We start from the raw sequence: 22,750 nt of genomic DNA, 5'->3' as shown, positions 1-22,750 counted from the left end.
TTTAATAAAAGATAAAATTATGAATGCAATATTCACAGATGTTAGTTTTCAAAACATGACGGATGTAGCAAATAGATATGGTATAAGTGTTAATGCGGTTACAGATTTAACTTATAACCTTATGGCTAGTAATGGCTCCATGGCACAATTTAATATTCCTGAATTAGGCGGAGGTGGTCAATGGATGCAAGGTGGTATGACTATGGTAGGCGATATGTTTAATTATCAACTAAAAGCTACTGTAGATGGACTTTGTATTGAGTTATCAAATTTAATTCACCAAGGCGCTATCCAATACAAACCATTACCAAAACCGAAAAGCCATAATCAAAATGGGTTTCAAAATGGTGTAAGTGGCAATTGGTGGGGAGATTTGGGCTTTCCTAATTCTACCGGAAGTCAAAACAATACAAGCTATGCTATTTTTAATAATATAAGACGCTTAGCTATACAGCAAAATGGAAAAGTAACAGTTTTTGATACTTTAGATAACCAAATAGGAGGTGTAGGCCAACAACAAGGTGGAAATTATTCTGTATCCTTTACAAGTCAGTATGGTAATGTAGACTTAAATACCTTACCCATTGTTTCAGGAGGGCTGGAAGTATCTAAACCTGTGCAAGAACAACAGGACGTTGATAACGCCATAAATAATCAACAACAATCTGCATTTGTAGAGCCAGCTATAACACCTGCTCAAACGGAAGTAAATAATACAGCTTTTGAAGAAGATATTTTTGTTAAGATAGAAAAGCTAGCAGCCTTAAAGGATAAATCTATTTTATCGGTTGAAGAATTTGAAAATAAAAAAGCAGAATTGTTAAGTCGTTTATAAAACGAATCAAACAATAGTAAAAAAGCTCAATAAACTAAGTTATAATCTAGTTTATTGAGCTTTTTTTATTCTAAAATCTAAATAAAAAGAGTTATTAGTAATTTTTAAGATATATTTTTTAATGCTTCAATAATCTCATCTGGTTCAGAGCGTGTTCTGTAATCAACATTAACATAATCCCAGGTAACAACACCTTCAGAATTTAATACAAATGTAGCTGGAATAGGTAATATACCGCCGTTACCATTATTTATTTTGTCTAAATCAAGGTTTCTGTCTGTTCGCATATGTTCCATTAAAAACTCCGGTACCTTCCAAGCAACTCCGTATTGTTGTGCTACTTTGGCATCTTGATCGGACAATACAATAAATTCCATTTCACTAATTTCACTTTTTGTCAGCGATCCATCGGGTACTTGCGGACTGATAGCAACCAATGTAGCACCTAATGAGTGGATTTCACTTAGTTTTGCTTGTAAAGCTCTAAGTTGTAAATTACAATAAGGACACCAGTCGCCACGATAAAATGTAATAACAACAGGGCCCTGTTTTAATAAATGATTTAATAATATAGGTTTTCCTTCCTGATTAGGTAGTTCAAAATTTGGAGCCTTTTGCCCAATTTTAATAGCATCGCTTCCTTGTTGAAAAGCTTTTGCTTTACTAATAATATCATCAACGCCTTTCATGAACTCAGGTTTTGCTTTTCTTCCTGCTTCAATTTTAGCATCGGTTTGTGCTTTTAATTTTGTCATTGTCTTTCTAATTGTTATCCTTATCAGGTACAGGGTCGAAACCAGAGCCACCCCAAGGGTGACAGCTAAAAATACGCTTTATAGCTAACCAACCTCCTTTAAATAAGCCATGCTTTTGCAAGGCTTCTTTAGTGTAATGCGAACATGTTGGATTGTATCTACAAGTAGCAGGTGTTAATGGCGATATAAAAGTTTGGTATACTTTTATAATAAACAAAAACGGTGCTATAAGTAGTTTTTTCAAAATATGTTTTTGTAATTCCCTATAAGGAGAGAATCTTTTTTGAACGTTATGGAATTTTTGTTAATTCCTTCGGGAACAACAATACTATTTAGTTTACACTAAACGTCGTACCATCTTTTCCGTCTTTAAGCTGAATACCAACTTCTGCTAATTCATCACGAATTTTATCAGACATTGCAAAATCTTTATTAGCTCTAGCATCTTGTCTTAATCGTATTAAAACGTCAACAGCGCCTGAAAGTTTATCGGTTCCAGAATCGCTTTTTGTAGCATTTTCAAGACCTAGTACATCAAAAACAAAACTATTAATCGTTTCTTTTAACAAGTTTAAATCTTCAGCAGATATTGTTGCTTGACCTTCTTTTATTTGGTTTATGTATTTAGCCGCTTCAAATAAATGCGCGATTAAAATTGGTGAGTTAAAATCATCGTTCATAGCATCATAACATTTCTGTTTCCATGCCGGAATATCTATTGAAGATGTTGCAGATGCTTTTAAAGCACCTAAAAGGTTTACGGCATCCATTAATCTATAAAAGCCTTTTTCGCTGGCTAATAATCCATCGTCAGTTAGATCTAAAACACTGCGGTAAGAAGACTGTGCAACAAAAAATCGAATAACACTTGGGCTATATGCTTTACTAAAAAACGCGTTGTTTCCAGATAATAATTCATCTGGATTAACTGTGTTTCCTGTAGATTTAGACATGCGTTGTCCGTTTAATTCTAGCATATTGGCATGCATCCAATAGTTAACAGGGCTAACACCAATGGCTGCTTCGTTTTGTGCAATTTCACACTCGTGATGCGGGAATTTTAAATCCATTCCACCACCATGAATATCAAATTGATCGCCTAGATATTTAGTGCTCATAGCAGTACACTCTAAGTGCCAACCAGGAAAACCATCGCTCCAAGGCGAAGGCCAACGCATTATGTGTTGAGGTTCGGCTTTTTTCCAAAGGGCAAAATCCTGCGGATTCTTTTTATCGCTTTGTCCGTCTAGTGTTCTTGTATTGTGAATTAAATCGTCTAGCTTCCGCTTGCTTAATTTTCCGTAATCGTTAGTTTCATTAAACTTATGCACATCAAAATATACAGAACCATTAACTTCATAAGCAAATCCGTTATCAATAATTTTACTTATTAACTCAATTTGCTCAATAATATGTCCGGTTGCAGTAGGCTCTATACTTGGCGGTAGAAAATTAAAAGTTCTTAAAACATTATGAAAATCTACAGTATAACGCTGTACTACTTCCATAGGTTCAATTTGTTCTAAACGCGCTTTTTTAGTGATTTTGTCTTCACCTGCATCAGCATCATTTTCTAAATGGCCAGCATCAGTAATATTTCTAACGTATCTTACTTTATAATCTAGGTGTTTCAGGTATCTAAAAACCATATCAAAAGACATAAAGGTTCTTACATTTCCTAGGTGTACGTTGCTATAAACGGTAGGACCGCAAACATACATGCCAATATGACCTTCGTTAATGGGTTTAAATATTTCTTTTTTACCAGAAAGTGAGTTGTAAATTTTAATTTGATTGGATAGATATAACTGCATTTTGGTTTGTTGATGAGTTATTAAATAAGTTTTGCTTTAAAACTTCGTGTCTAATTTAATATAATCTAGAAATTCGCGACGGGTCTCCATATCTTGAAATTTTCCTCCAAATTCTGAAGTAACAGTACTACTTTCAATATCTCGGATTCCTCTAGAGTTTACGCAAAGGTGTTTTGCATCAATTACACAAGCCACATCTTTAGTGCCTAAAACGTTTTGAAGTTCTCGAACTACTTGAATAGTTAAACGCTCTTGCACTTGTGGGCGTTTTGCAAAATAATCTACAATTCGATTCATTTTAGATAAGCCAACTACAGTGCCATTGGATATGTACGCAATATGAGCACGACCAACAATAGGTAGTAAGTGATGTTCGCAAGTTGAATACACTGTAATGTTTTTTTCAACAAGCATTTCGCCATATTTATATTTATTATCGAAAGTAGAAGCGCTTGGTTTTTTATCTGGATTTAATCCTCCAAAAATTTCATTAACAAACATTTTTGCTACGCGGTTAGGCGTGCCTTTTAAACTATCGTCTGTTAAATCTAAACCTAGGGTTTCTAGGATATGACGCACGTCATCCTTAATGATGTCTATCTTTTCTTCGTTGTTTAATTTAAAAGCATCGCTGCGCATTGGTGTGTTTTCCGAAGTACCAATGTGATCGTTTCCTAATGCGTCAAAATCTTCTATATTACTATCAAAAGCCATGATTTATAAGTCAAAATTTAATTTGCAAAGATAAGCATTTCACTTTTTGTTATCCTTTATGTTTGCAAATATTTAAGATACTGTTTTTGTCTGTTATTTTTCTTGTAAAATTCTCATAAAAAAAGCCTGAACCTTAGTTCAAGCTTTTTTAAATATCATTAATGGTTATTAGATATTGAAACCTAATGTTAATGTAATATTAGAGTTTCCTCTATTAACATTTGCGGTATCAATTAAACCTAAATTGTAAAGTGGTGTTTCGTCTTCACGATCCCATTTATCAAAGGTTAAATCCAGTTTTGTGTTTCCGAAGTTGTATCCTAAACCTAATGAAAATCCGGTTAAATCACCAACTGTAATACCATCTTCATAAGGACTTTCTTCAAAACGGTAACCACCTCTAAAGCTTAGTTGTTTTACTTTATATTCTGCGCCAAAACGATAGGTTGAAGCGTTGGTTAAAACATCACTTATCCCTGCATTTAAGTCCATGTAATCGGCATCGGGAGTGAATTTTGTTTTACCATAATTTTTATTTGAATAATCGAAACTAATTAAACCTTGAGTTCCAAAAACATAAGCTAAACTTCCTGTGATTTTTGCAGGTGTTTGTAATTTGTATCGCGGGTAAACGTTTACAACTCCAGGATTAATAACTTGTGTTGCATTAGAACCGTTATCATCTCTTACCGTTGCTAAATATTGCGTTGTTTCCTCTTCAATAGTATACCAAGTAGGAGAGTCGTAAGTTACACCGGCTCTAAGTTCTGGTGTTAATTTAATAATACTTCCTAATTGAAAAGAAAACCCATTACCTGTAGTCGATAAATTATTTTCAAATTCTACAGAGTTTACTATTGATCCTAGGTTTGAATTGTTTTCAAATAATAAAGTTGATCGTTGGTAATCAATAAAATGAGAATTTAAGTTAATACCTAAATATAAATTATCTTCATATTGCGTTGCAAGGTTAAAAGATATTTTTCCGTTATAACCCGTAGATACATAAGAGTAATTATGATTGAAATTTCCTGCTGAAATGTTTGAGGAATACAGGGTGTTAGCATCGTCGTCAGGATTATCTGGTTCTAGAATAAAAGATTCATACCCTAAAAAGGCTTGTTGATTGCCAAAGCCATAAAAAGATCCGATGTCTTGATAAGCTATCGATAAAGATTCATCTGGAAAAGCTGATATTTCATCTAGCCTTAAACCATCAGCATAATCATAAAAATAACTTGCTATGGAGTTGCTAAATTGTCCGTCGTCATTAGTATTTAAACCTCTAGCATTCCAATTATCATCAAAGTTGTTTGTTCTTTCATACGCAATTCCGAAAGTGAACTTTTTCCAAGCAGAATTTGTGTTACGGTTCTCAAATACAAAGGCTGCACCTCCTTGATTAATATCAAAATTAGATGTGTTTGTATTTACCGTATTACCAAAATAGTTTGTTGAGTTTTCTAAATCGACATTCGACCCAGAAAAGGATGCATGGCTCCTAGCAAAAACAGCAGAACCTGCAGGGTTTGCACTAACTGCACTCATGTCGCCACCTAAGGCTCCAAAAGCGCCACTTAATGCTCTGTAACGAGCGGTTCCTTGAATTTCATTTTGCGAAAACCTTACAGCGTCGCTAATATCTTGTGCGTAAATTGTTGACATAGAAAGTAAAGCTATGCCTAGTAAATTTAACTTTTTCATGTGTGATTTTTTATCTTTGAATAAATAAGATTAACGTCTTCTTCCAGTGCTAGAAGATCTTGATGAGCTACTTCCGGAGCTTCTGCTACTACTAGATGATCTAGATGCAGAACTACTACTTGATCTAGACGAGCTGCTACTAGGTGTATACGTACTTGTTCTTGATGGTGAAGAACTAGACCTTCTTGCAGTACTGGACGATGAACTACGAGTTGTAGTTGGCTGTCTGTAAACTGTACTTGAGCTTCTTCGTGATACTGCTGAAGATGATCTTGCTGTAGAGTTTGTAGATGGTGTAGTTGTAGCCGTAGAGCGTCTTGTTGTTCCTGTAGAAACTCGTGTTCCATTAGGATTGTAAGTTCTTCTAACTGTTGATGCTGTTGAGCTTCTTGTTACACCACTACTAGCGCTATTTCTTACCGATGTGTTATATCGTGAAGATGTTGCTCTATTTTGTGTACTTACCGAGCTACGTCTGCTTAAGCCACTGTTATTGGTGCTAGAATAGCTGTTTCTTCTGCTATTACTGTAAGCTGTTGTACGACGGTTGTTATAGTTATTGTTGCTGTAGAACCCTCTGTTATAGCCTCTATTGTAGCCTCGGTTATAAAAACCACGATTATAGCCCCAACCATAGTTGTAAGCAAAACCGCCATAAAAACCACCACCATAATAAGGTGGGCAATAGAATGGATTGTATATACCACCATAGCCCCAGTTGTTCCATCCGCCACCGTAAAAGCCGCTATAGCCCCAACGGTTCCAGCCATTATATCCGTAACCAAAACCACCGTTCCAACCCCAATCGTTCCAACCGTTGTTTATATAGTTTATAGTTACGTCGCTAGGATTTTGACCCCAACCAGCATAACCTACATAATCATTGGCTAAAGGATCTGATTCGTCATAATTTTCACTTTCATAAGAATCAATGTCTGTAAAAATTTCATCTTCATATCCTATATTTTCAGATTCAATAGATTTTGTTCTAAAATAGTTTTGGTAGTAATTACCAGTGTTTTCATTTGTCGTTGCAACAACTTGTTCTGTTTGTTGAGTTTGTGGAGCACCGCCATAAATTCCGTCACTGTCCACACCAACGTATTGATAAGAACCGCAAGAAACAAGCCCAAACGCTAACCCAATTAGGGTTAAAAATGGCACTTTTCCTTTTATGTAGTTGTTAAATTGCATATCTCTTTAATTTTATTGTTGAACATCACAAAAATAGTTAGTTTTGCTGAACTATTTCTCTTTTTAACATAGTCACAATATTTGTGCCAAAACAAAGATATGAGCAAAAAACTTACTAGTAGATCGGAAGATTATTCAAAATGGTATAACGAATTGGTTGTCAAAGCAGACCTAGCGGAGAATTCTGCGGTTAGAGGATGTATGGTAATCAAGCCGTATGGTTATGCAATTTGGGAAAAAATGCAGGCAGAATTAGATAAAATGTTTAAAGAAACAGGACACCAAAATGCCTATTTTCCTCTTTTTGTGCCTAAAAGTTTGTTTGAAGCCGAAGAAAAAAACGCAGAAGGTTTCGCTAAAGAGTGTGCCATTGTAACACATTATAGATTACAAAACGATCCTGATAAACCAGGGAAATTAAGAGTAGATCCAGAAGCGAAGTTGGAAGAAGAGCTAATTGTAAGACCAACTAGTGAGGCTATTATTTGGAATACATTTAGAGGTTGGGTACAATCTTATAGAGATTTACCATTATTAATAAACCAATGGGCCAATGTGGTTCGTTGGGAAATGCGTACACGTTTGTTTTTAAGAACTGCCGAGTTTTTATGGCAAGAAGGGCATACGGCTCATGAAACAAAACAGGAAGCTTTAGCTGAAGCTGAATTAATGAATAACGTATACGCCACGTTTGTAGAGAATTTTATGGCTATTCCTGTTATTCAAGGGTTAAAAACAGAAAGTGAACGTTTTGCAGGAGCAGACGAAACCTATTGTATTGAAGCCTTAATGCAGGATGGTAAAGCTTTACAAGCAGGAACCTCACACTTTTTGGGTCAAAATTTCGCGAAAGCATTCGATGTTAAATACGCTAATAAAGAAGGTAAACAAGATTACGTTTGGGCAACTTCTTGGGGTGTGTCTACACGATTAATGGGAGCGTTAATTATGACGCATAGTGATGATCATGGTTTAGTGTTGCCTCCTAGTTTGGCACCAAACCAAGTGGTTATTATTCCTATTTATAAGAGTGATGAAGATTTAGAAGCGATAACAGAAGTCGCAAATAGTATAATTAGTGATTTACGCGGAAAAAACATTTCTGTTAAATTCGATAATAGAACAACACATAGACCAGGTGCTAAATTTGCACAACACGAGTTACAAGGTGTGCCATTAAGACTTGCTATAGGTGCAAGAGATTTAGCAAATGGAACGGTTGAAATTGCGCGTAGAGATACGCTAACAAAAGAAGTTGTAACGCTAGATAGTTTAAATGATAAAATTGAAGGACTTTTAAAAGACATTCAAAACGATTTATATAAGAAAGCGTTAGATTTTAGAAACGATCATATTACCGAAGTAGAAACTTTTGAAGAATTTAAAACAGTATTAGAAACAAAAACAGGGTTTATTTCTGCGCATTGGGATGGTACTATTGAAACAGAAGACAAAATAAAAGAGCTTACCAAAGCAACAATTCGTTGTATTCCTTTAGAAGGGAAGGAAGAGGCAGGAATTTGTGTGTTTTCTGGTAATCCTTCGAAACGTAGAGTATTGTTCGCAAAAGCGTATTAATTGATGTTGAAAAAGGGAGCTAAATAAAATTTTTTGAAAATATTTTATTTAGTTCTTGCAACATTTAAAAATAGTTGTATTTTTGCATCCGCAATGGAAACGTTGCAAGTTATTTGAAAATATTTTTTGCAAGTTTAAAATATAGTTTTATATTTGCGCACTCAAAATAAAATGGCCCGTTCGTCTATCGGCTAGGACGCATGGTTTTCATCCATGTAAGAGGGGTTCGATTCCCCTACGGGCTACAACTAAAAAATTAAGAAAAAAAACAAAATGGCAAATCACAAGTCAGCATTAAAAAGAATTAGAAGTAACGAATCTAAACGTTTAACTAACAAGTATCAGCATAAAACAACTCGTAATGCTATTAAGAAATTACGTGAGTTAACTGATAAGAAAGAAGCAGAAACTATGTTTCCTTCAGTTGTTTCTATGTTAGATAGATTAGCTAAGAAAAACGTTATTCATGCTAACAAAGCGGCTAACCTTAAGTCTGGTTTAGCAAAACATGTTGCTGCACTTTAATTACATTTAAAGTTAAAAATACTTAAAGCTTCTCAGAAATGAGAGGCTTTTTTTGTGCATTGAATTTTATAATGCAATCTTTGTGAAAACGCAAGTATAAACTTTACAAACAAGACATGTATTAGTTCATGGAAAACAACTCCAACTTTTCAATATATTTTAATAAAACAAGTAAAACCTTTAATTTAGAATATCTTCTTTTATTCACTTTGTTATTTTCTATTACGGCCTGTACTTCCAAAAATTACGAAGAACCTAAAATAGCTCTTGATACATACCATATTGAAAAAGGGTTTGCATTGCATGTAGCGGCATCCGAACCTTTTATTGAAGCTCCTGTTACCATGGATTTTGATAATAAAGGTCGTATGTGGGTTGTTGAAATGAAAGGGTATATGCAAAATCTTGCTGGTACTGGCGACCATATACCAAATGGAACTATAACCATTTTAGAGGATTTAGATCAAGATGGTATAGCAGATCACTCTAAAATATTTATGGATAGTTTGGTGCTCCCTAGAGCTATTGCACATGTTTATGGGGGACTTTTATATGCCGAACCACCAAATCTTTGGTTTGTAGATATTGAAAATGATAAACCCGTTAATAAAGTGCTGGTAGATTCGTTGTATTCTGATGGCGGTAATGTGGAGCATCAACCAAACGGACTTATGATGCATTTGGATAATTGGATTTATAATGCAAAATCTAATTTCCGGTATCAACTAAAAAATAATCAATGGATTAAAGAGCCAACGACTTTTAGAGGGCAATGGGGCATTACTAAAGATAATTTTGGGAGACTGTATTATAACACCAATTCTAGACAGTTATTAGGCGATTATGTATTGCCAAATACAGTTATTAAAAATGAATACTATAAACCTCATAGTCTTTTAAATAAAATACTAACTCCTAACCAAAGGGTTTATCCATTGCATCCAACGGCAGTAAATAGAGGGTATCAAAAGGGAGTTTTAGATGCCGATAGTTTATTAATAAATGTTACCTCGGCATGCGGACCTTTAATATATCGTGGCGATAAATTTCCAGAGGATTATTTAGAAAATGCTTTTATATGTGCGCCAGAGGCTAATGTAGTTAAGCGTAACAATTTAAATTTTGAAGCAGACAAGGTAACGGCAGAACAGGCTATTCCTATTAAAGAGTTTATTGCGTCAACCGATGAAGGATTCAGACCCGTTAATTTGTTTAATGGACCAGACGGCAATATGTACGTTGTAGATATGCATCGTGGTATTATACAGGATAAAGCGTTTTTAACACCGTATTTACAAAAGTTATATGCCAAAAAACAGTTGGATACCATTATTGGTATGGGGCGAATTTTAAAAGTAACCAATACAAACAGTAAACGAGATTCTTTTATTAATGTAGAGGAACAAAGTATATCTAATTTGGTAGCCTTATTAAAGCATAAAAATGGCTGGTTACGCGATAGAGCACAACACCTATTAATACTAAAAAAGGAACCAAAGGCAATTTCCTTATTAAAAAATATATTAAAAGAAGCGGCTAGTAGCGCTGTAAGCAAATTACATGCTTTATACACACTAGATGGTCTTAATGCGCTTAGCTACGACGTTTTAGAAAAGGTTCTATATTCGGAGGATAGTGTCGATGTTATAAGTCATGCCATTCTTTTAATGGAGCAATTTGCTAGTCAAGATCGGGCCTTGTCGATCGCTAAAATTGTAAAACATTTAAATTTAAGAAATAATCCTACTATAGATTTGTATGTTTTAAGTGCCTTGGGGAATTGGATGACGTTTTCAAAAGATCAATTATTTCCTTTAGTGCAACAGTTATCTTTAAGGTATAAAGACCAGATAAGCTATCAAGAAGCTTTTATAACGAGTTTACGAGGCCATGAAGAAAGCTATAAAGCCTTTTTAGGTGAAACATTAGAAGCTCCGGAACACAATGTAATTGCCAAAATATTAAATACCACCATTAGTAATAAGGCTAAAAATAAACAAAATAAAATTTTTACCACGAAGAAGGCGCAAGTAGATAATAGAATTGCTGGCTATAATATATTTAGAAATTTATGCGCTACTTGCCATGGCGTAGAAGGTGAGGGGATTGAAAGTTTAGCGCCACCATTACAGAATTCGGAATACGTTACAGAATCGTCTGAACGTTTAGCGCTAGTTATTTTACATGGTTTATCTGGGCCAATACATGTAAATGGCGATTTGTACGATTTAAATATTGCTATGCCAGGTTTAGCAAATAACCCTGAGTTTACCGATAAAGATATACATAGTATAATTCAGTATCTGCGCAATGCATTTCCTGGTAAGACAAAAAACATATCTATTGATAAAATAAAGTCTTTAAGAGAACAAAAACCTATTGATGGTTTAGGTTTTACAGAAGAAGAGCTGTTAAAAGTAAAATAAAATGAAAAAAAATATCTGCAATTAACAACTTATGATTCAATAAAAATTTAAATTTGCAATTATAATAAGTTTAAAAAACACACCCTCTTTTGGAAAATAAAAAAGCAATAAAATTAATCGACAAGATTCTTAAAAATTTAGATAAGACAGGAATTAATACGGATACACTAATTGACGATATTAAGGAATTGAGAACGTATGCTTTAGAGGCACAAATTCCATTAGTAGTTAAAGTGCTTAGGTTAACTTACGAGCATATTGAAGCTACTGAGTCTTTTATGATACCTATGCCAGATGATGAGCCTATTGAGGAAGATGCTGAGGTTGTAGCTAACGATGAGCTTGCACCTGTTGAAAGCCTTAAGTATGTAATTGCACTTATGAAAAACCTTAACAATAAAGGGAATATTGCCGATTTAAAAGAATATAGAGATCTTTTAAATAGTTACTAGATAATTAGTAAACTATATGCATAAAAATGAATCCTGCCCATTGGCGGGATTTTTTTTTTGCATTAGCCCAAAGGGTAGACTTTTAATACTTTCAATAATCTTAAATATTACGTTTTAATCCGTAACTCGATTTTTAAGAGCGCAAACTAACACGAAACAGTTTCCCTCCTAAAAAGGAGGGATTAAGGGAGGTTTTTACTTAGTGAATCAAAAAATCTATATGTTAACATTTAAAAACAAGCTTGATTTTAGTTATTTAAAACCGTATTTAGCAGATTTGCCCGCGTTAGGGATTGAAACGGCATCCTTTTTTTGCTGCCATAAATGGCAAAAAAAGATATAGTGGAAAGCCCGACCTAAGTGATCCTGCAAGGTTTTGAAAACCTTGTAGGTATAAGCGTGGTAACGCCCAAATATCAATACAATTATTTATACACTCGAATTAACACACAAAAAAAGCCTTAATATAAATATCAAGGCTTTTAGTTATTTTGAAAATAAGAGGTTTTTTATCCGTTCATAGAAATTAAAAACTCTTCGTTATTTTTAGTTTGTTTGAAACGCTCGTTAATAAATTCCATAGCCTCTACAGGATTCATATCGGCAAGGTATTTACGCATTACCCACATACGTTGTACGGTAACATCGTCTAATAAAATATCATCACGACGTGTACTTGACGAGGTAAGATCGATAGCAGGGAAAATACGACGGTTAGATATTTTTCTATCTAATTGAAGCTCCATGTTACCGGTTCCTTTAAATTCTTCGAAAATTACTTCGTCCATTTTAGAACCTGTTTCGGTAAGTGCAGTTGCTATAATTGTTAGAGAACCTCCGTTTTCTATATTACGCGCAGCACCAAAGAAACGTTTTGGTTTGTGTAAGGCATTGGCATCTACACCACCACTTAAAATTTTACCAGATGCTGGTTGCACCGAGTTATAAGCTCTTGCCAAACGTGTAATGGAATCTAATAGGATAACTACGTCGTGTCCACATTCTACCAAACGTTTTGCTTTTTCAAGTACAATGTTGGCAATTTTTACGTGCTCGTGTGCTTCCTTATCGAAAGTAGAAGCAATAACTTCACCACGAACATTACGTTGCATATCTGTAACCTCTTCCGGACGCTCATCAATTAACAAAATCATTTGATAAACCTCTGGGTGGTTTGCTGCAATGGCGTTAGCAACATCCTTAAGTAACATGGTTTTACCCGTTTTTGGTTGCGATACAATCATACCACGTTGCCCTTTTCCAATAGGGGCAAATAAATCCATAATACGCGTAGAAATGGTACTTTGACGTTCTGCTAAGTTAAATTTTTCTTGAGGAAATAACGGTGTTAAATGCTCGAAAGACACACGGTCTCTAACCACATTCGGGTTCTGTCCGTTAATTTTACTTACTTTAATTAATGGAAAATACTTTTCACCTTCTTTAGGAGGTCTTACATTTCCAAAAACAGTATCTCCAACTTTTAAACCGAATAAACGGATTTGCGATTGCGATACATAAATATCATCTGGCGATGATAAATAGTTATAATCAGACGAGCGTAAAAATCCATAACCATCCTGCATAATGTCTAAAACACCTTCGCTTTCTATAATGGCATCAAACTCGTAATCTGGCTCACGGTAGCGGTTTCTGCTATCTTTATTCCCTTTATCAACATTACCGTTTTTTTGGTTTTTATGTTGGTTTTTGTTTTGGTTATTTTGTGGCCTAGGATTAGGTTTTTTAGTATCGTTTTTTGGCCTTGGGTTAGGCTTATGTACTGGCTTTTTTTCTTCTTTAGCTTGTGGTACTTCTGCCTTTTTAACTTCGGCTTTAGGAGCAGCAACAGCTTCAGGTTTACTATCTGCAGCGTTATCTGTTGTTGGTGCTTTTTCGGCAGCTTTAACAGGTTTTTGTACGCGCTGTCTAGGTTTTCTTGCAGGCTTTTCTGCAACTGGTTCAGCTTTAGTTTCTGGTGTTATTTCTGGAACTACAGCTTTAACAGCTTTAGGATCGGCAGCTTGTTGATCGAGAATTTGGTAAACTAAATCTAGTTTTTTTAATGAACGGTATTTCGGAACGTTCAATTTTTTTGCAATCTCCTGTAAATCAGTGAGTTTTTTCTCTTTTAATTGTGAAATTTCAAACATTTATGTTTAATTGGATATTTTATTGAATACTAACGTGAGTAATTCTGAAATATGATTTTTAAAATCTTGAAGAATTAACCGCTTGTAAGTGCGGTTGTTGTGAATTATTACTGCAATAATACAACTTTATTTTATTTTTTATCATTAATTCTATTATTTTTGCGGTCTAGTTATTAAAAAAAGTATGCTACAACGTATTCAAACTATATACCTATTATTGGCTTCAGCAGTATCTGGAGGTCTTATTTTTGTTTTCCATTTATGGATTACAGATAGTGGTGTAAGTGTGTTTGCAAAAGACGAATTACTGTATTTAGGGCTGTTTTTAGCTTCGGCAGTACTATCGTTGGTAACCATTTTTATGTTTAAAAATAGGAAGTCTCAATTTGTATTGGGTCGACTTAACATCATATTAAACTTTATTTTACTAGGATTTTTCGTGTATCAATCACTAAATGTATCTGGAGAGACGGCGGTTTCTGAGAAAGGTATTGGGATGCTTCTCCCTATTGTTTCTATCGTGTTATTGGCATTAGCCAATAAGGCCATCAAGAAGGATGAAGAACTTGTAAAATCTGTTGATAGGTTGCGATAAACCTAACATCTTAGTAGTATTAGTGCGAAAACCCAAAGCGAAAGCTTAGGGTTTTTTTGTTTGTTATGTCCTCTTGAAGGGACTTTAAGGGTGTTTTTAGTGAGAACCTAAATCTATTGAAGAGATAAAACACGCTATTCTATGGTTTATACTTAGGTTCTTTTTGAGCACAAAAAAAAGCCTAGAGTTATCTCCAGGCTTTTAAATAAGTATCTAATATAAATGTTACTTTATCTCAATAAGCTCCAAGTCAAATACTAAATCATGTCCAGCCAACGGGTGGTTAGCATCAACAATAATATGATCTTCTTTTACTTCAGCAATACGAAACTGTACTTCTCTACCATTTTCATCTTTCGATGCTAATCCCATTCCAACTTCAGGAGCCATATCCTGTGGTAATTGTTCCTTTTTTACATCGTAAAATAACTCTTTACGCACCTCTCCATAAGCCTCAGCAACAGGAATATTAATAGTTTTCTTTTCGTTTAATTCCATCGAAATAATACCTTTTTCAAAACCAGGAATTAACATACCCTGACCTAAAGTTACCTCTAGTGGTTCGCGCTCCAACGAGCTATCAAAAACCTGTCCGTTACCTAATTTCCCTGTGTAATGTACTTTTACCGTATCATTTTCTTTTACTTGACTCATAAATAATAATCTTTTCTGTTTTTTAAAAGCGCAAAATTACAACTAATCAAGCGAATACGCATGCTTTTTTTAAAATTTGGGCGCTACCCAAGGGTCGGGCTTTCCAATACAAGTCCTCGCACCTCCATCGTCGGGCTGTGGGCTTTCCTTTTCAATCCCTAGCGCAAACAACTGCCAAAGCAAGTTTTTAGCCTAATTTAATCTATATTTGCAAATGTTTAAGTCTTAAAATCCTAGTTTTAGTATCTTAAGGTTTTGATTTTAAGAAAATTAGTCGTTACTTTATACAACAGATTCAAGACAAATCTGTTTCTTCCTTATTTAATTACATAGCAGTATTTATGTCGCTTTCAGAATTTTAGTTCTAAAGGCGATAAACTAATGATTACGAAACATTTTACCGTATAGTAAAATAGATTCAATACCATTAAAATAGTGTTATTATGAAATCAAAACAACTTATTATTTTAGTATTAAGCATCTGGTTTTGCGCTCAATCCTGTGTAAGCACCCGTGTTGAAGCCACTCCTCATGATGCCAATGTTGTAAATCTAGAATGTCACGAAAAATTTAATTGGAGTTATTTGTGGGGTTTAGGAAGCGTTAAACGTGTCGATTTACACCCAGATACCGAAGGTGTAGAATGTCCATGTCGCTCCAAAGCCATAGCATGGGTAGAAGTTAAAACCTCATTAACCGATTTTGCATTAAGCCTTGTTACTCTTGGTATTGTTAATCATCGTAAAGTAAAATATGGTTGTGCAAAACCAAGTGATGGAGAACAGGACTTTTAACCTTTAAAACCTCAAAAAATGATACCAGAAGGAATAGACAGATTGCCTATTGGCTCGTGGACTAACAAACATGAAAACTTTACGCATCAGCTAGAAGATAATGCGTCCTTTTCACTTTATAACCCACCAGGAGCTTCGGCTAGAGCACGTTACTCGGCAACTACTAAAAATTTTCAATGGCTAATTAATCATGCCATAAACAATAACCTTAAACTTCGGGCTTTGGGTAAAGGTTGGTCGTTTTCTAAGGTTGGGGTTACAAAAGGCGGTTTGGTCGATACGGTTTCTTTAAACTTTTCATTTCAACCCAAACAAAAGCAAGTCAGTCTGCAGTACGCACAAACACCATACGATCTTTATTTTGTGCAATGTGGTGTAGCTATTTACGAGTTAAACAATAGGCTGTCGCAAAAGCGGCCGCAACGCTCCATAAAAGCATCGGGTGCCAGTAACGGACAAACCATTGCTGGAGCTTTGTCCACCGGAACCCATGGCGCAGGAATTCATGTTGGTGCCATTCAAGATGCCGTTGTAGGGCTGCATATTATAACTAGCGAAGACAAACATATTTGGTTAGAGCGCAAATCGTATCCAGTAGTTTCGCAGGATATGGTCGATTGGTTAGGGGCAGAGTTTATTGCAAACGACGACCAATTTAACGCAGCATTAGTAAGTTTTGGAAGCTTTGGTTTTATACATGGGGTCATGATAGAAACCGAACCGCAGTTTTTATTAGAAGAACACAGAATAGGTAATATCGCTTACAGCAATCCATTAAAAAAAGCCATGGAATTACTAGATGTAACCGATCTTAACATTGCTGCTACCGATGGTAGTACAGATCTTTATCATTTCGAGGTGTTGTTTAATTTACACAAGTTTGCACCTAACAATACCGAAAAAGGTGCCTTTTTAAAATATATGTTTAAACGGCCTTATCACGATGGGCATCAATTTTTAAAACGACCAAACGAGTTTTCTTTCGGCGAAGATTTACTGGGCATTATTTCAAAGCTGTTGGACAATTTATCGCCCGTATCAGATTTAGCAGTTCCGCCTTTGGTAAATGTTATGTATAAAAGGGCATTTGCGCCACAAGAAGTTGTTACTGGTACCATTAAGGAAATTTTTAATTATACTAAGTTTTTAGGTAAAGTGGCTAGTGCTGCCATGGGAATAGATATTAAAGATTCCGCTAAAGTAGTGGAGCTAATCATGGAGGTTAATAAACATACGCCTTTTCCTGGTGGTTTGTCTCTGCGTTATGTAAAAGGCACTAAGGCCACCTTAGGATTTACAAAATTTGATAATACCTGTGTTTTAGAAATGGATGGTATAGACGGGCAAGTAGCCAGAAATTTTTATACAGCCGTTTGGAACAAAATGGAGCAGCAAAATATTCGGTACACGTTGCATTGGGGGAAAATTAACTTTAATTTAAACGAAAACCTTATTAGAAATATGTACGGTAACACGGCAGTCGATTCTTGGATTAATGCCAGAAACCAACTCATGTCCATACCTTCAATGCAAGTTTTTAGTAACAAGTTTATGCAAAACTGTGGCTTAGACAAAATTCATCAAAGCATCACATAAAAGTATTAAATTAAACCTCTTTTGGGTGTCTCACAGGAAATTCAATAACCTCTAGGTTCTCAATTTTTTTGCCATCAATTGTAAAACGTAGCATTGTTCTAACTTTATGAAAACCGTGTTTGCCAACGGCACCAGGATTCATATGGATTAGGTTTAGCTTTTTATCGGGCATTACCTTTAAAATATGCGAATGTCCGCAAATAAAAAGTCTTGGTGGGTTTTGTTTTATAGCGTCACTAACTCTAAGATTGTATTTAGGTGGATAGCCTCCAATGTGCGTAATCCAAACATCGACACCCTCGCACATAAAACGGTTATGTTCAGGGAATTCTACGCGTACTTCAGCACCATCAATATTACCATAAACACCGCGTAATGGTTTTAAAGCCTTTATGGCATCCGTAACTTTTAAGTCGCCAATATCTCCGGCATGCCAAACTTCATCAGCCTGATTAACATACTTTAAAATATCTTTATCAATATAACTATGTGTGTCTGAAAGGAGGAGTATTTTGGTCATTAATTTGAAACTGTAATTTGTGATGGTAAAGTTATAATTAATTGTTGCAAACTACCAGAAAAGGGGCATTATATCTGTGTTGTGGTATCATATTTAGTTTCCCCTCAAATCCTTACCTAATATCTATAACTTCCATTTTTTTGAAATGAAACATCTTATTTCTTTTTTAACACTTAGTGTTCATGCACACTAAAATTTATCTTTGCAGTATATTACTTAAAACAAATGGTATTATATATGTAGAACATATACAAATAATTCGCTTTTTAACTTTTTAGAAAATTAAATTAATGATCAGCAAAAACTAAAAATTCTATATTAGTAATAAAACTTCTAAACCAATTACCAACTAAACTAACCAATACCACCATGTCAAAATTTAATACGCTAATTAAAAATCTTGGTCCGGGACTACTATTTGCAAGTATGGCTATTGGTACTTCGCATCTGGTGTTATCTACAAAAGCTGGAGCTCAATATGGTTGGATTATGATTATCCCAATAGTATTAGCCAACATATTAAAATATCCGTTTTTTGAGTTTGGTATTCGGTATACCAATATTACTGGGAAAAGTATTATTGAAGGCTATAATAATAGAGGCAGAGGATATTTATGGTTGTATGCTATTATAACAATTGTAACAAGTATTGCGGGGCCTGCGGCATTATGTTCTATTACTGCGGGTCTTTTTATAAACCTTTTTGGCATTCAAAATATCTCGTTTACCACAGTTGCTGTGGGCTTATTTATTGTAAATAGTATAATATTAATTATAGGAAAATATAAGCTTTTAGAGACTACTTTAAAATTTTTAATACCCATTTTATTTTTCGCATTGTTGGCCACAACAGTGCTTGTTATAAAAGTAGGTCCAGTAGCTCCTATAGTAGATTTTAATCCACCAGCTATCTTTAACGAGTTAGGTATATTGTTTTTAATTACGCTTATTGGTTGGATGCCTACTGCAGTGGAGGCTAGTAGTTGGTTAAGCCTTTGGAGTGCAGAGAAATATAATATAGATGGAAGTAAACCGTTACTTAAAGATGCCTTACGCGAATTCAATTTTGGATATATTTTAACAACCATATTGGCTATTTTCTTTTTAGTTATTGGTTGTATGACGCTTTATGGTTCTGGAACAGAATTAAGTAGTAATGCTGTAACCTTTGCAGATCAGGTAATAAATTTGTTTACAACTCATATTGGTAATTGGGCTTATGTTTTTATAGCTGTTTCTGCTTTTGCTACTATGTATAGTACATGTTTAACCCAGCATGACGCTATCTCGAGAGTGAGTGTCGATATTATAGGTTTACTTGTTGGTGAGCATGATAAATTTAAAGGTAAAAAGTATTATGTAATTGGCATTGTAACAATAGCTTTAATGAGTATTGTTGTGCTTTATACGTTGGGTCCTAATATGGGCTTAATTCTAGCCATTGCCACCGCAACATCTTTTGTGTTGGCGCCTATTGTGGGTTATATGAATTTAAAAAATGTAATAAGTAGCGATATTCCGGAAGATGACAAACCTAAAAAAGGATTGCAAATTTTAACTTATGCTGGCATATTTTTCTTATCGTGTTTAGCGATTTATTATGCTTGGGTTGTAATTTTTTAAGTCGCTCAGTTCTATTAGTTTCTCAAATTAGCCTAAATAACTTTTTAAATAATGTCCATAGCAGTTAGGTGCGTTAGAGATTGAACGGCATGTTTGAACTCCCTGACGAAGGAAGGAGTGAGTAGTGAAAGCCCGACCCTTTTCGGGTAGCGCCCAATTTCTCTATACAAAACAACTTTGTTCTATTACGGGAAGTAACACTAGTAATCTTTTAATATTTAATTAAGAAGCCACGCTTTATAGGAAGCGTAAATCTAGTTATCTTTGTGTCTTGATAAAAACAAAAGTGTTGCGGTATTTTGTAGAACTTTCTTATAATGGTAAGGCGTACCATGGTTGGCAAATTCAACCTAATGCAATAACAGTACAAGAGGTTGTTGAGAAGGCTTTAAGCACCTTGTTGGGCGTGCCTATTTCCATTATGGGTGCAGGACGAACGGATGCTGGTGTGCATGCAACACAGCTATTTGCACATTTTGATACCGATGTTGGTTTTGATACCCCTAAGTTAATTTATAAGTTAAATTCTTTTTTACCTACCGATATTGCCATTCGCGATATTTTTAAGGTAAAAGCCGATGTTCATGCTCGATTTCATGCCTTGAGTAGAGCGTATGTGTACCGCGTGGCAATTGAGAAGAATGTGTTTAATGTAGACCATTGTTTTTATGTAAAACATGCTTTGGATGTGGATAAAATGAATGCCGCTGCGAAAATTTTATTTGAGTATAAAGATTTTCAATGTTTTTCTAAGACACATACCGATGTTAAAACGTATAATTGCGACATTATGCAAGCTGAATGGTTGGTTAAAAATGGCGAATTGCATTTTGTAATAAAAGCCAATAGGTTTTTAAGAAACATGGTGCGTGCCATTGTAGGAACCATGATTAATATTGGACTTGGTAAAGTTGAGGTTGAAAGTTTACATACCATTATAGCTTCTAAAAATAGGAGTGAAGCAGGGTTTTCGGTGCCAGCACATGGTTTGTATTTAACAGATATTGAGTACCCAAAAGACATAAAATTATAAATGAGTAAAACGAAAGAAAATATATTTGATTTTAAACTTTTTAAGCGTCTTTTTGAATATATAAAGCCTTACAAGGCGGTATTTTTTGGACTTAATGTATTGGTGGTTTTATTGGCTATTTTTAGTTCGGCAACGCCATACATTACTAAATACGCCATAGATGATAGTATTGGAAACAGAGTGGAAAAAGACTTTTTGTTTTATATTATTTTAATGCTTGTGGTATTGATTGTGCAAACGGTTTTTCAGTTGCTATTTATTTACTATGCGGCTTGGTTGGGGCAAAATTTGGTAAAGGATGTGCGTGTTAAACTCTTTGACCATTTACTGCGTTTTAAAATGAAATATTACGACAACTCTTCGGTAGGTTTACTCATTACGCGTGCGGTAACCGATATGGAACGTATTGCCGATATTTTTGGACAAGGTCTATTCATGATTTTCAAAGATTTGTTGACTATGGTCGTGGTTTTTGGAGTTATGATTTATATAAACTTTAAGCTTAGCTTAATTGTTTTTATAATGATGCCTTTACTGGTTTATGCCACAAGAATTTTTCAGAAGTATATGAAAAAGGCCTTCGAGGAAGTGCGAACCGAAGTGTCTAACTTAAATAGTTTTGTACAAGAGCGCTTAACAGGAATGAAAATTTTACAATTGTTTACGCGTGAAGATGTTGAGTATAAAAACTTTAAGGAAATTAATGAGCGCCATAAAAAAGGTTGGCTTAAAACGGTTTGGTATAACTCTATATTTTTTCCTTTACCAGATTTATGTGCATCCATTACCATTGGTTTGGTAGCATGGTATGGTGGCTTACGAATGATTGTGGACGATAGTACCATTACCCAAGGGGATTTGGTTGCCTTTGTTATGTTTATGCCTTTACTGTTTAGACCGTTGCGCCAAATAGCAGATAAGTTTAATACGTTACAAATGGGAATGGTGGCAGCCACTCGTGTGTTTAAGGTAATTGATACAACATCGCAAATTGATGATCATGGTACACAAGTTCCAGAATCGTTTAAAGGCAATATAAAGTTTGAAGGGGTGCATTTTAGCTATGTTGAAGAGGAAGAGGTGCTTAAAGGCATTTCTTTTGATGTGACGGCAGGCGAAACAGTAGCCATAGTTGGTGCCACAGGAGCAGGGAAATCGACCATTATTAATTTACTAAATCGTTTTTATGAAATTGGCGAAGGCGTAATTAGCGTTGATGGTATTGATATTAAAAGTGTGACTTTAGCCGCTTTAAGAAACCAAATTGCTGTGGTTTTGCAAGATGTGTTTTTGTTTGCAGATACCATTATGAATAATATTACTTTGGACCATCCAGAAATTACCGATGCACAAGTGTACCAAGCTGCAAAAGATATTGGGATTCATGATTTTATTAAGAGCTTACCAAATGGTTATAATTACAACGTTAAGGAACGTGGTGTTATGTTATCTTCAGGGCAGCGTCAATTAATTTCGTTTTTACGAGCTTATGTTACTAACCCTAGTATTTTAGTGTTGGATGAGGCTACATCGTCTGTAGATTCATATTCTGAGCAATTAATACAAAATGCTACCGATAAAATTACAAAAGGCAGAACATCTATTGTTATTGCGCACCGTTTGGCAACTATTAAAAAAGCAGACAAAATTATAGTAATGGACTCAGGCGAAATTGTAGAACAAGGCACCCATAACGAGCTACTTAAAAAAGAAAATGGCTATTACAGAAATTTATACGAGGTTCAATTTTTAAAAGAGGAAGTGGCTTAAAAAGTACTTTTTTCT

At 34.8% G+C, this 22,750-nt stretch carries 20 protein-coding genes and 1 tRNA gene; 12 read left to right on the top strand and 9 right to left on the bottom strand.

From position 1 onward, the window contains the following. Window positions 1-19 precede the first annotated feature (19 nt). The gene (locus tag AAFN75_RS02165; protein WP_411808033.1) at window positions 20-835 is read left to right on the top strand and encodes an SHOCT domain-containing protein; all 816 of its coding nucleotides are present in this window, start codon (window positions 20-22) and stop codon (window positions 833-835) included. A 104-nt stretch (window positions 836-939) separates the two neighbouring features. Here AAFN75_RS02165 and AAFN75_RS02160 read toward each other — a convergent pair whose 3' ends face one another. The 6 genes from AAFN75_RS02160 to AAFN75_RS02135 all read right to left on the bottom strand — a co-directional run bounded on the left by AAFN75_RS02160 (window position 940) and on the right by AAFN75_RS02135 (window position 7,016). Continuing rightward, window positions 940-1,590 carry a peroxiredoxin-like family protein gene (locus AAFN75_RS02160; protein ID WP_411808032.1) on the bottom strand — a complete coding sequence of 217 codons (651 nt, stop codon included), beginning with the start codon at window positions 1,588-1,590 and terminating at the stop codon, window positions 940-942. A 7-nt stretch (window positions 1,591-1,597) separates the two neighbouring features. Beyond that, window positions 1,598-1,837: a membrane protein insertion efficiency factor YidD gene (yidD, locus tag AAFN75_RS02155; protein ID WP_411809263.1), complete on the bottom strand. Its 240-nt coding sequence runs from the start codon at window positions 1,835-1,837 to the stop codon at window positions 1,598-1,600. Window positions 1,838-1,922: 85 nt separating this feature from the next. Next, window positions 1,923-3,404, bottom strand: a complete 1,482-nt coding sequence (gene cysS / locus AAFN75_RS02150; protein WP_411808030.1) for a cysteine--tRNA ligase — start codon at window positions 3,402-3,404, stop codon at window positions 1,923-1,925. A 36-nt stretch (window positions 3,405-3,440) separates the two neighbouring features. Beyond that, window positions 3,441-4,118, bottom strand: a complete 678-nt coding sequence (gene folE / locus AAFN75_RS02145; protein WP_144116575.1) for a GTP cyclohydrolase I FolE — start codon at window positions 4,116-4,118, stop codon at window positions 3,441-3,443. Window positions 4,119-4,286: 168 nt separating this feature from the next. Further along, complete coding sequence (locus tag AAFN75_RS02140) at window positions 4,287-5,822, bottom strand: OmpP1/FadL family transporter (protein ID WP_411808029.1); 1,536 nt, start codon at window positions 5,820-5,822, stop codon at window positions 4,287-4,289. 30 nt (window positions 5,823-5,852) lie between these two features. After that, window positions 5,853-7,016 (bottom strand): hypothetical protein, encoded by a 1,164-nt coding sequence (locus tag AAFN75_RS02135; RefSeq protein WP_411808028.1) that lies wholly within the window; start codon window positions 7,014-7,016, stop codon window positions 5,853-5,855. A 99-nt stretch (window positions 7,017-7,115) separates the two neighbouring features. On the opposite strand from AAFN75_RS02135, the gene proS reads away from it, so the two are divergent. The 5 genes from proS (at window position 7,116) to AAFN75_RS02110 (ending at window position 11,997) form a co-directional block, all read left to right on the top strand. Continuing rightward, on the top strand, window positions 7,116-8,594 hold the full coding sequence (gene proS, locus AAFN75_RS02130; RefSeq protein WP_411808027.1) for a proline--tRNA ligase: 1,479 nt from the start codon (window positions 7,116-7,118) through the stop codon (window positions 8,592-8,594). A 173-nt stretch (window positions 8,595-8,767) separates the two neighbouring features. Next, a tRNA-Glu gene (locus AAFN75_RS02125) sits at window positions 8,768-8,839 on the top strand. 28 nt (window positions 8,840-8,867) lie between these two features. Further along, window positions 8,868-9,119: a 30S ribosomal protein S20 gene (gene rpsT / locus AAFN75_RS02120; RefSeq protein WP_144116572.1), complete on the top strand. Its 252-nt coding sequence runs from the start codon at window positions 8,868-8,870 to the stop codon at window positions 9,117-9,119. A 128-nt stretch (window positions 9,120-9,247) separates the two neighbouring features. Continuing rightward, a complete protein-coding gene (locus AAFN75_RS02115) occupies window positions 9,248-11,545 on the top strand; it encodes a c-type cytochrome (RefSeq protein WP_411808026.1) in 2,298 nt (765 codons plus the stop codon). An 89-nt stretch (window positions 11,546-11,634) separates the two neighbouring features. Then, window positions 11,635-11,997: a hypothetical protein gene (locus AAFN75_RS02110; protein WP_144116570.1), complete on the top strand. Its 363-nt coding sequence runs from the start codon at window positions 11,635-11,637 to the stop codon at window positions 11,995-11,997. 509 nt (window positions 11,998-12,506) lie between these two features. Here the strand turns inward: AAFN75_RS02110 and rho are convergent. Continuing rightward, window positions 12,507-14,150, bottom strand: a complete 1,644-nt coding sequence (gene rho, locus AAFN75_RS02105) for a transcription termination factor Rho (protein WP_411808025.1) — start codon at window positions 14,148-14,150, stop codon at window positions 12,507-12,509. 184 nt (window positions 14,151-14,334) lie between these two features. Here rho and AAFN75_RS02100 point away from each other — a divergent pair, with 184 nt between their 5' ends. Further along, a complete protein-coding gene (locus AAFN75_RS02100) occupies window positions 14,335-14,745 on the top strand; it encodes a DUF4293 domain-containing protein (RefSeq protein ID WP_144116568.1) in 411 nt (136 codons plus the stop codon). A 225-nt stretch (window positions 14,746-14,970) separates the two neighbouring features. On the opposite strand, the gene AAFN75_RS02095 is transcribed toward AAFN75_RS02100, so the two are convergent. Continuing rightward, on the bottom strand, window positions 14,971-15,399 hold the full coding sequence (locus AAFN75_RS02095) for a peptidylprolyl isomerase (RefSeq protein ID WP_144116567.1): 429 nt from the start codon (window positions 15,397-15,399) through the stop codon (window positions 14,971-14,973). A 443-nt stretch (window positions 15,400-15,842) separates the two neighbouring features. On the opposite strand from AAFN75_RS02095, the gene AAFN75_RS02090 reads away from it, so the two are divergent. Together AAFN75_RS02090 and AAFN75_RS02085 are read left to right on the top strand one after the other, a co-directional pair. After that, on the top strand, window positions 15,843-16,193 hold the full coding sequence (locus AAFN75_RS02090; RefSeq protein ID WP_411808024.1) for a hypothetical protein: 351 nt from the start codon (window positions 15,843-15,845) through the stop codon (window positions 16,191-16,193). An 18-nt stretch (window positions 16,194-16,211) separates the two neighbouring features. Beyond that, a complete protein-coding gene (locus AAFN75_RS02085; RefSeq protein WP_411808023.1) occupies window positions 16,212-17,789 on the top strand; it encodes an FAD-binding protein in 1,578 nt (525 codons plus the stop codon). A 10-nt stretch (window positions 17,790-17,799) separates the two neighbouring features. Here AAFN75_RS02085 and AAFN75_RS02080 read toward each other — a convergent pair whose 3' ends face one another. After that, window positions 17,800-18,309, bottom strand: coding sequence for a metallophosphoesterase family protein (locus tag AAFN75_RS02080; RefSeq protein ID WP_411808022.1), 510 nt, complete (start codon window positions 18,307-18,309; stop codon window positions 17,800-17,802). A 369-nt stretch (window positions 18,310-18,678) separates the two neighbouring features. Between AAFN75_RS02080 and AAFN75_RS02075 the strand changes: the two genes are divergently transcribed. From AAFN75_RS02075 to AAFN75_RS02065, 3 genes are all read left to right on the top strand, one after another. Then, on the top strand, window positions 18,679-19,932 hold the full coding sequence (locus tag AAFN75_RS02075) for an NRAMP family divalent metal transporter (RefSeq protein WP_411808021.1): 1,254 nt from the start codon (window positions 18,679-18,681) through the stop codon (window positions 19,930-19,932). A gap of 289 nt (window positions 19,933-20,221) precedes the next feature. Then, window positions 20,222-20,965 carry a tRNA pseudouridine(38-40) synthase TruA gene (gene truA / locus AAFN75_RS02070; RefSeq protein ID WP_411809262.1) on the top strand — a complete coding sequence of 248 codons (744 nt, stop codon included), beginning with the start codon at window positions 20,222-20,224 and terminating at the stop codon, window positions 20,963-20,965. Further along, on the top strand, window positions 20,966-22,735 hold the full coding sequence (locus AAFN75_RS02065; RefSeq protein WP_411808020.1) for an ABC transporter ATP-binding protein: 1,770 nt from the start codon (window positions 20,966-20,968) through the stop codon (window positions 22,733-22,735). The last annotated feature ends 15 nt before the right edge of the window (window positions 22,736-22,750 follow it).

This window comes from Algibacter sp. AS12, assembly GCF_046736315.1.
In the GTDB taxonomy this organism is placed as follows: Bacteria; Bacteroidota; Bacteroidia; order Flavobacteriales; family Flavobacteriaceae; genus Algibacter_B; species Algibacter_B amylolyticus.
This window is presented reverse-complemented; position numbering and strand designations above follow the sequence as displayed.

Coding starts and splice junctions, on each gene's coding strand:
- AAFN75_RS02075 (WP_411808021.1), top strand. CDS start 18,679: ATGTCAAAATTTAATACGCTAATTAAAAATCTTGGTCCGGGACTACTA.
- AAFN75_RS02065 (WP_411808020.1), top strand. CDS start 20,966: ATGAGTAAAACGAAAGAAAATATATTTGATTTTAAACTTTTTAAGCGT.
- AAFN75_RS02115 (WP_411808026.1), top strand. CDS start 9,248: ATGGAAAACAACTCCAACTTTTCAATATATTTTAATAAAACAAGTAAA.
- AAFN75_RS02095 (WP_144116567.1), bottom strand. CDS start 15,399: ATGAGTCAAGTAAAAGAAAATGATACGGTAAAAGTACATTACACAGGG.
- AAFN75_RS02165 (WP_411808033.1), top strand. CDS start 20: ATGAATGCAATATTCACAGATGTTAGTTTTCAAAACATGACGGATGTA.
- rho (WP_411808025.1), bottom strand. CDS start 14,150: ATGTTTGAAATTTCACAATTAAAAGAGAAAAAACTCACTGATTTACAG.
- folE (WP_144116575.1), bottom strand. CDS start 4,118: ATGGCTTTTGATAGTAATATAGAAGATTTTGACGCATTAGGAAACGAT.
- proS (WP_411808027.1), top strand. CDS start 7,116: ATGAGCAAAAAACTTACTAGTAGATCGGAAGATTATTCAAAATGGTAT.
- AAFN75_RS02085 (WP_411808023.1), top strand. CDS start 16,212: ATGATACCAGAAGGAATAGACAGATTGCCTATTGGCTCGTGGACTAAC.
- rpsT (WP_144116572.1), top strand. CDS start 8,868: ATGGCAAATCACAAGTCAGCATTAAAAAGAATTAGAAGTAACGAATCT.
- AAFN75_RS02080 (WP_411808022.1), bottom strand. CDS start 18,309: ATGACCAAAATACTCCTCCTTTCAGACACACATAGTTATATTGATAAA.
- AAFN75_RS02135 (WP_411808028.1), bottom strand. CDS start 7,016: ATGCAATTTAACAACTACATAAAAGGAAAAGTGCCATTTTTAACCCTA.
- AAFN75_RS02090 (WP_411808024.1), top strand. CDS start 15,843: ATGAAATCAAAACAACTTATTATTTTAGTATTAAGCATCTGGTTTTGC.
- AAFN75_RS02160 (WP_411808032.1), bottom strand. CDS start 1,590: ATGACAAAATTAAAAGCACAAACCGATGCTAAAATTGAAGCAGGAAGA.
- AAFN75_RS02100 (WP_144116568.1), top strand. CDS start 14,335: ATGCTACAACGTATTCAAACTATATACCTATTATTGGCTTCAGCAGTA.
- AAFN75_RS02140 (WP_411808029.1), bottom strand. CDS start 5,822: ATGAAAAAGTTAAATTTACTAGGCATAGCTTTACTTTCTATGTCAACA.
- cysS (WP_411808030.1), bottom strand. CDS start 3,404: ATGCAGTTATATCTATCCAATCAAATTAAAATTTACAACTCACTTTCT.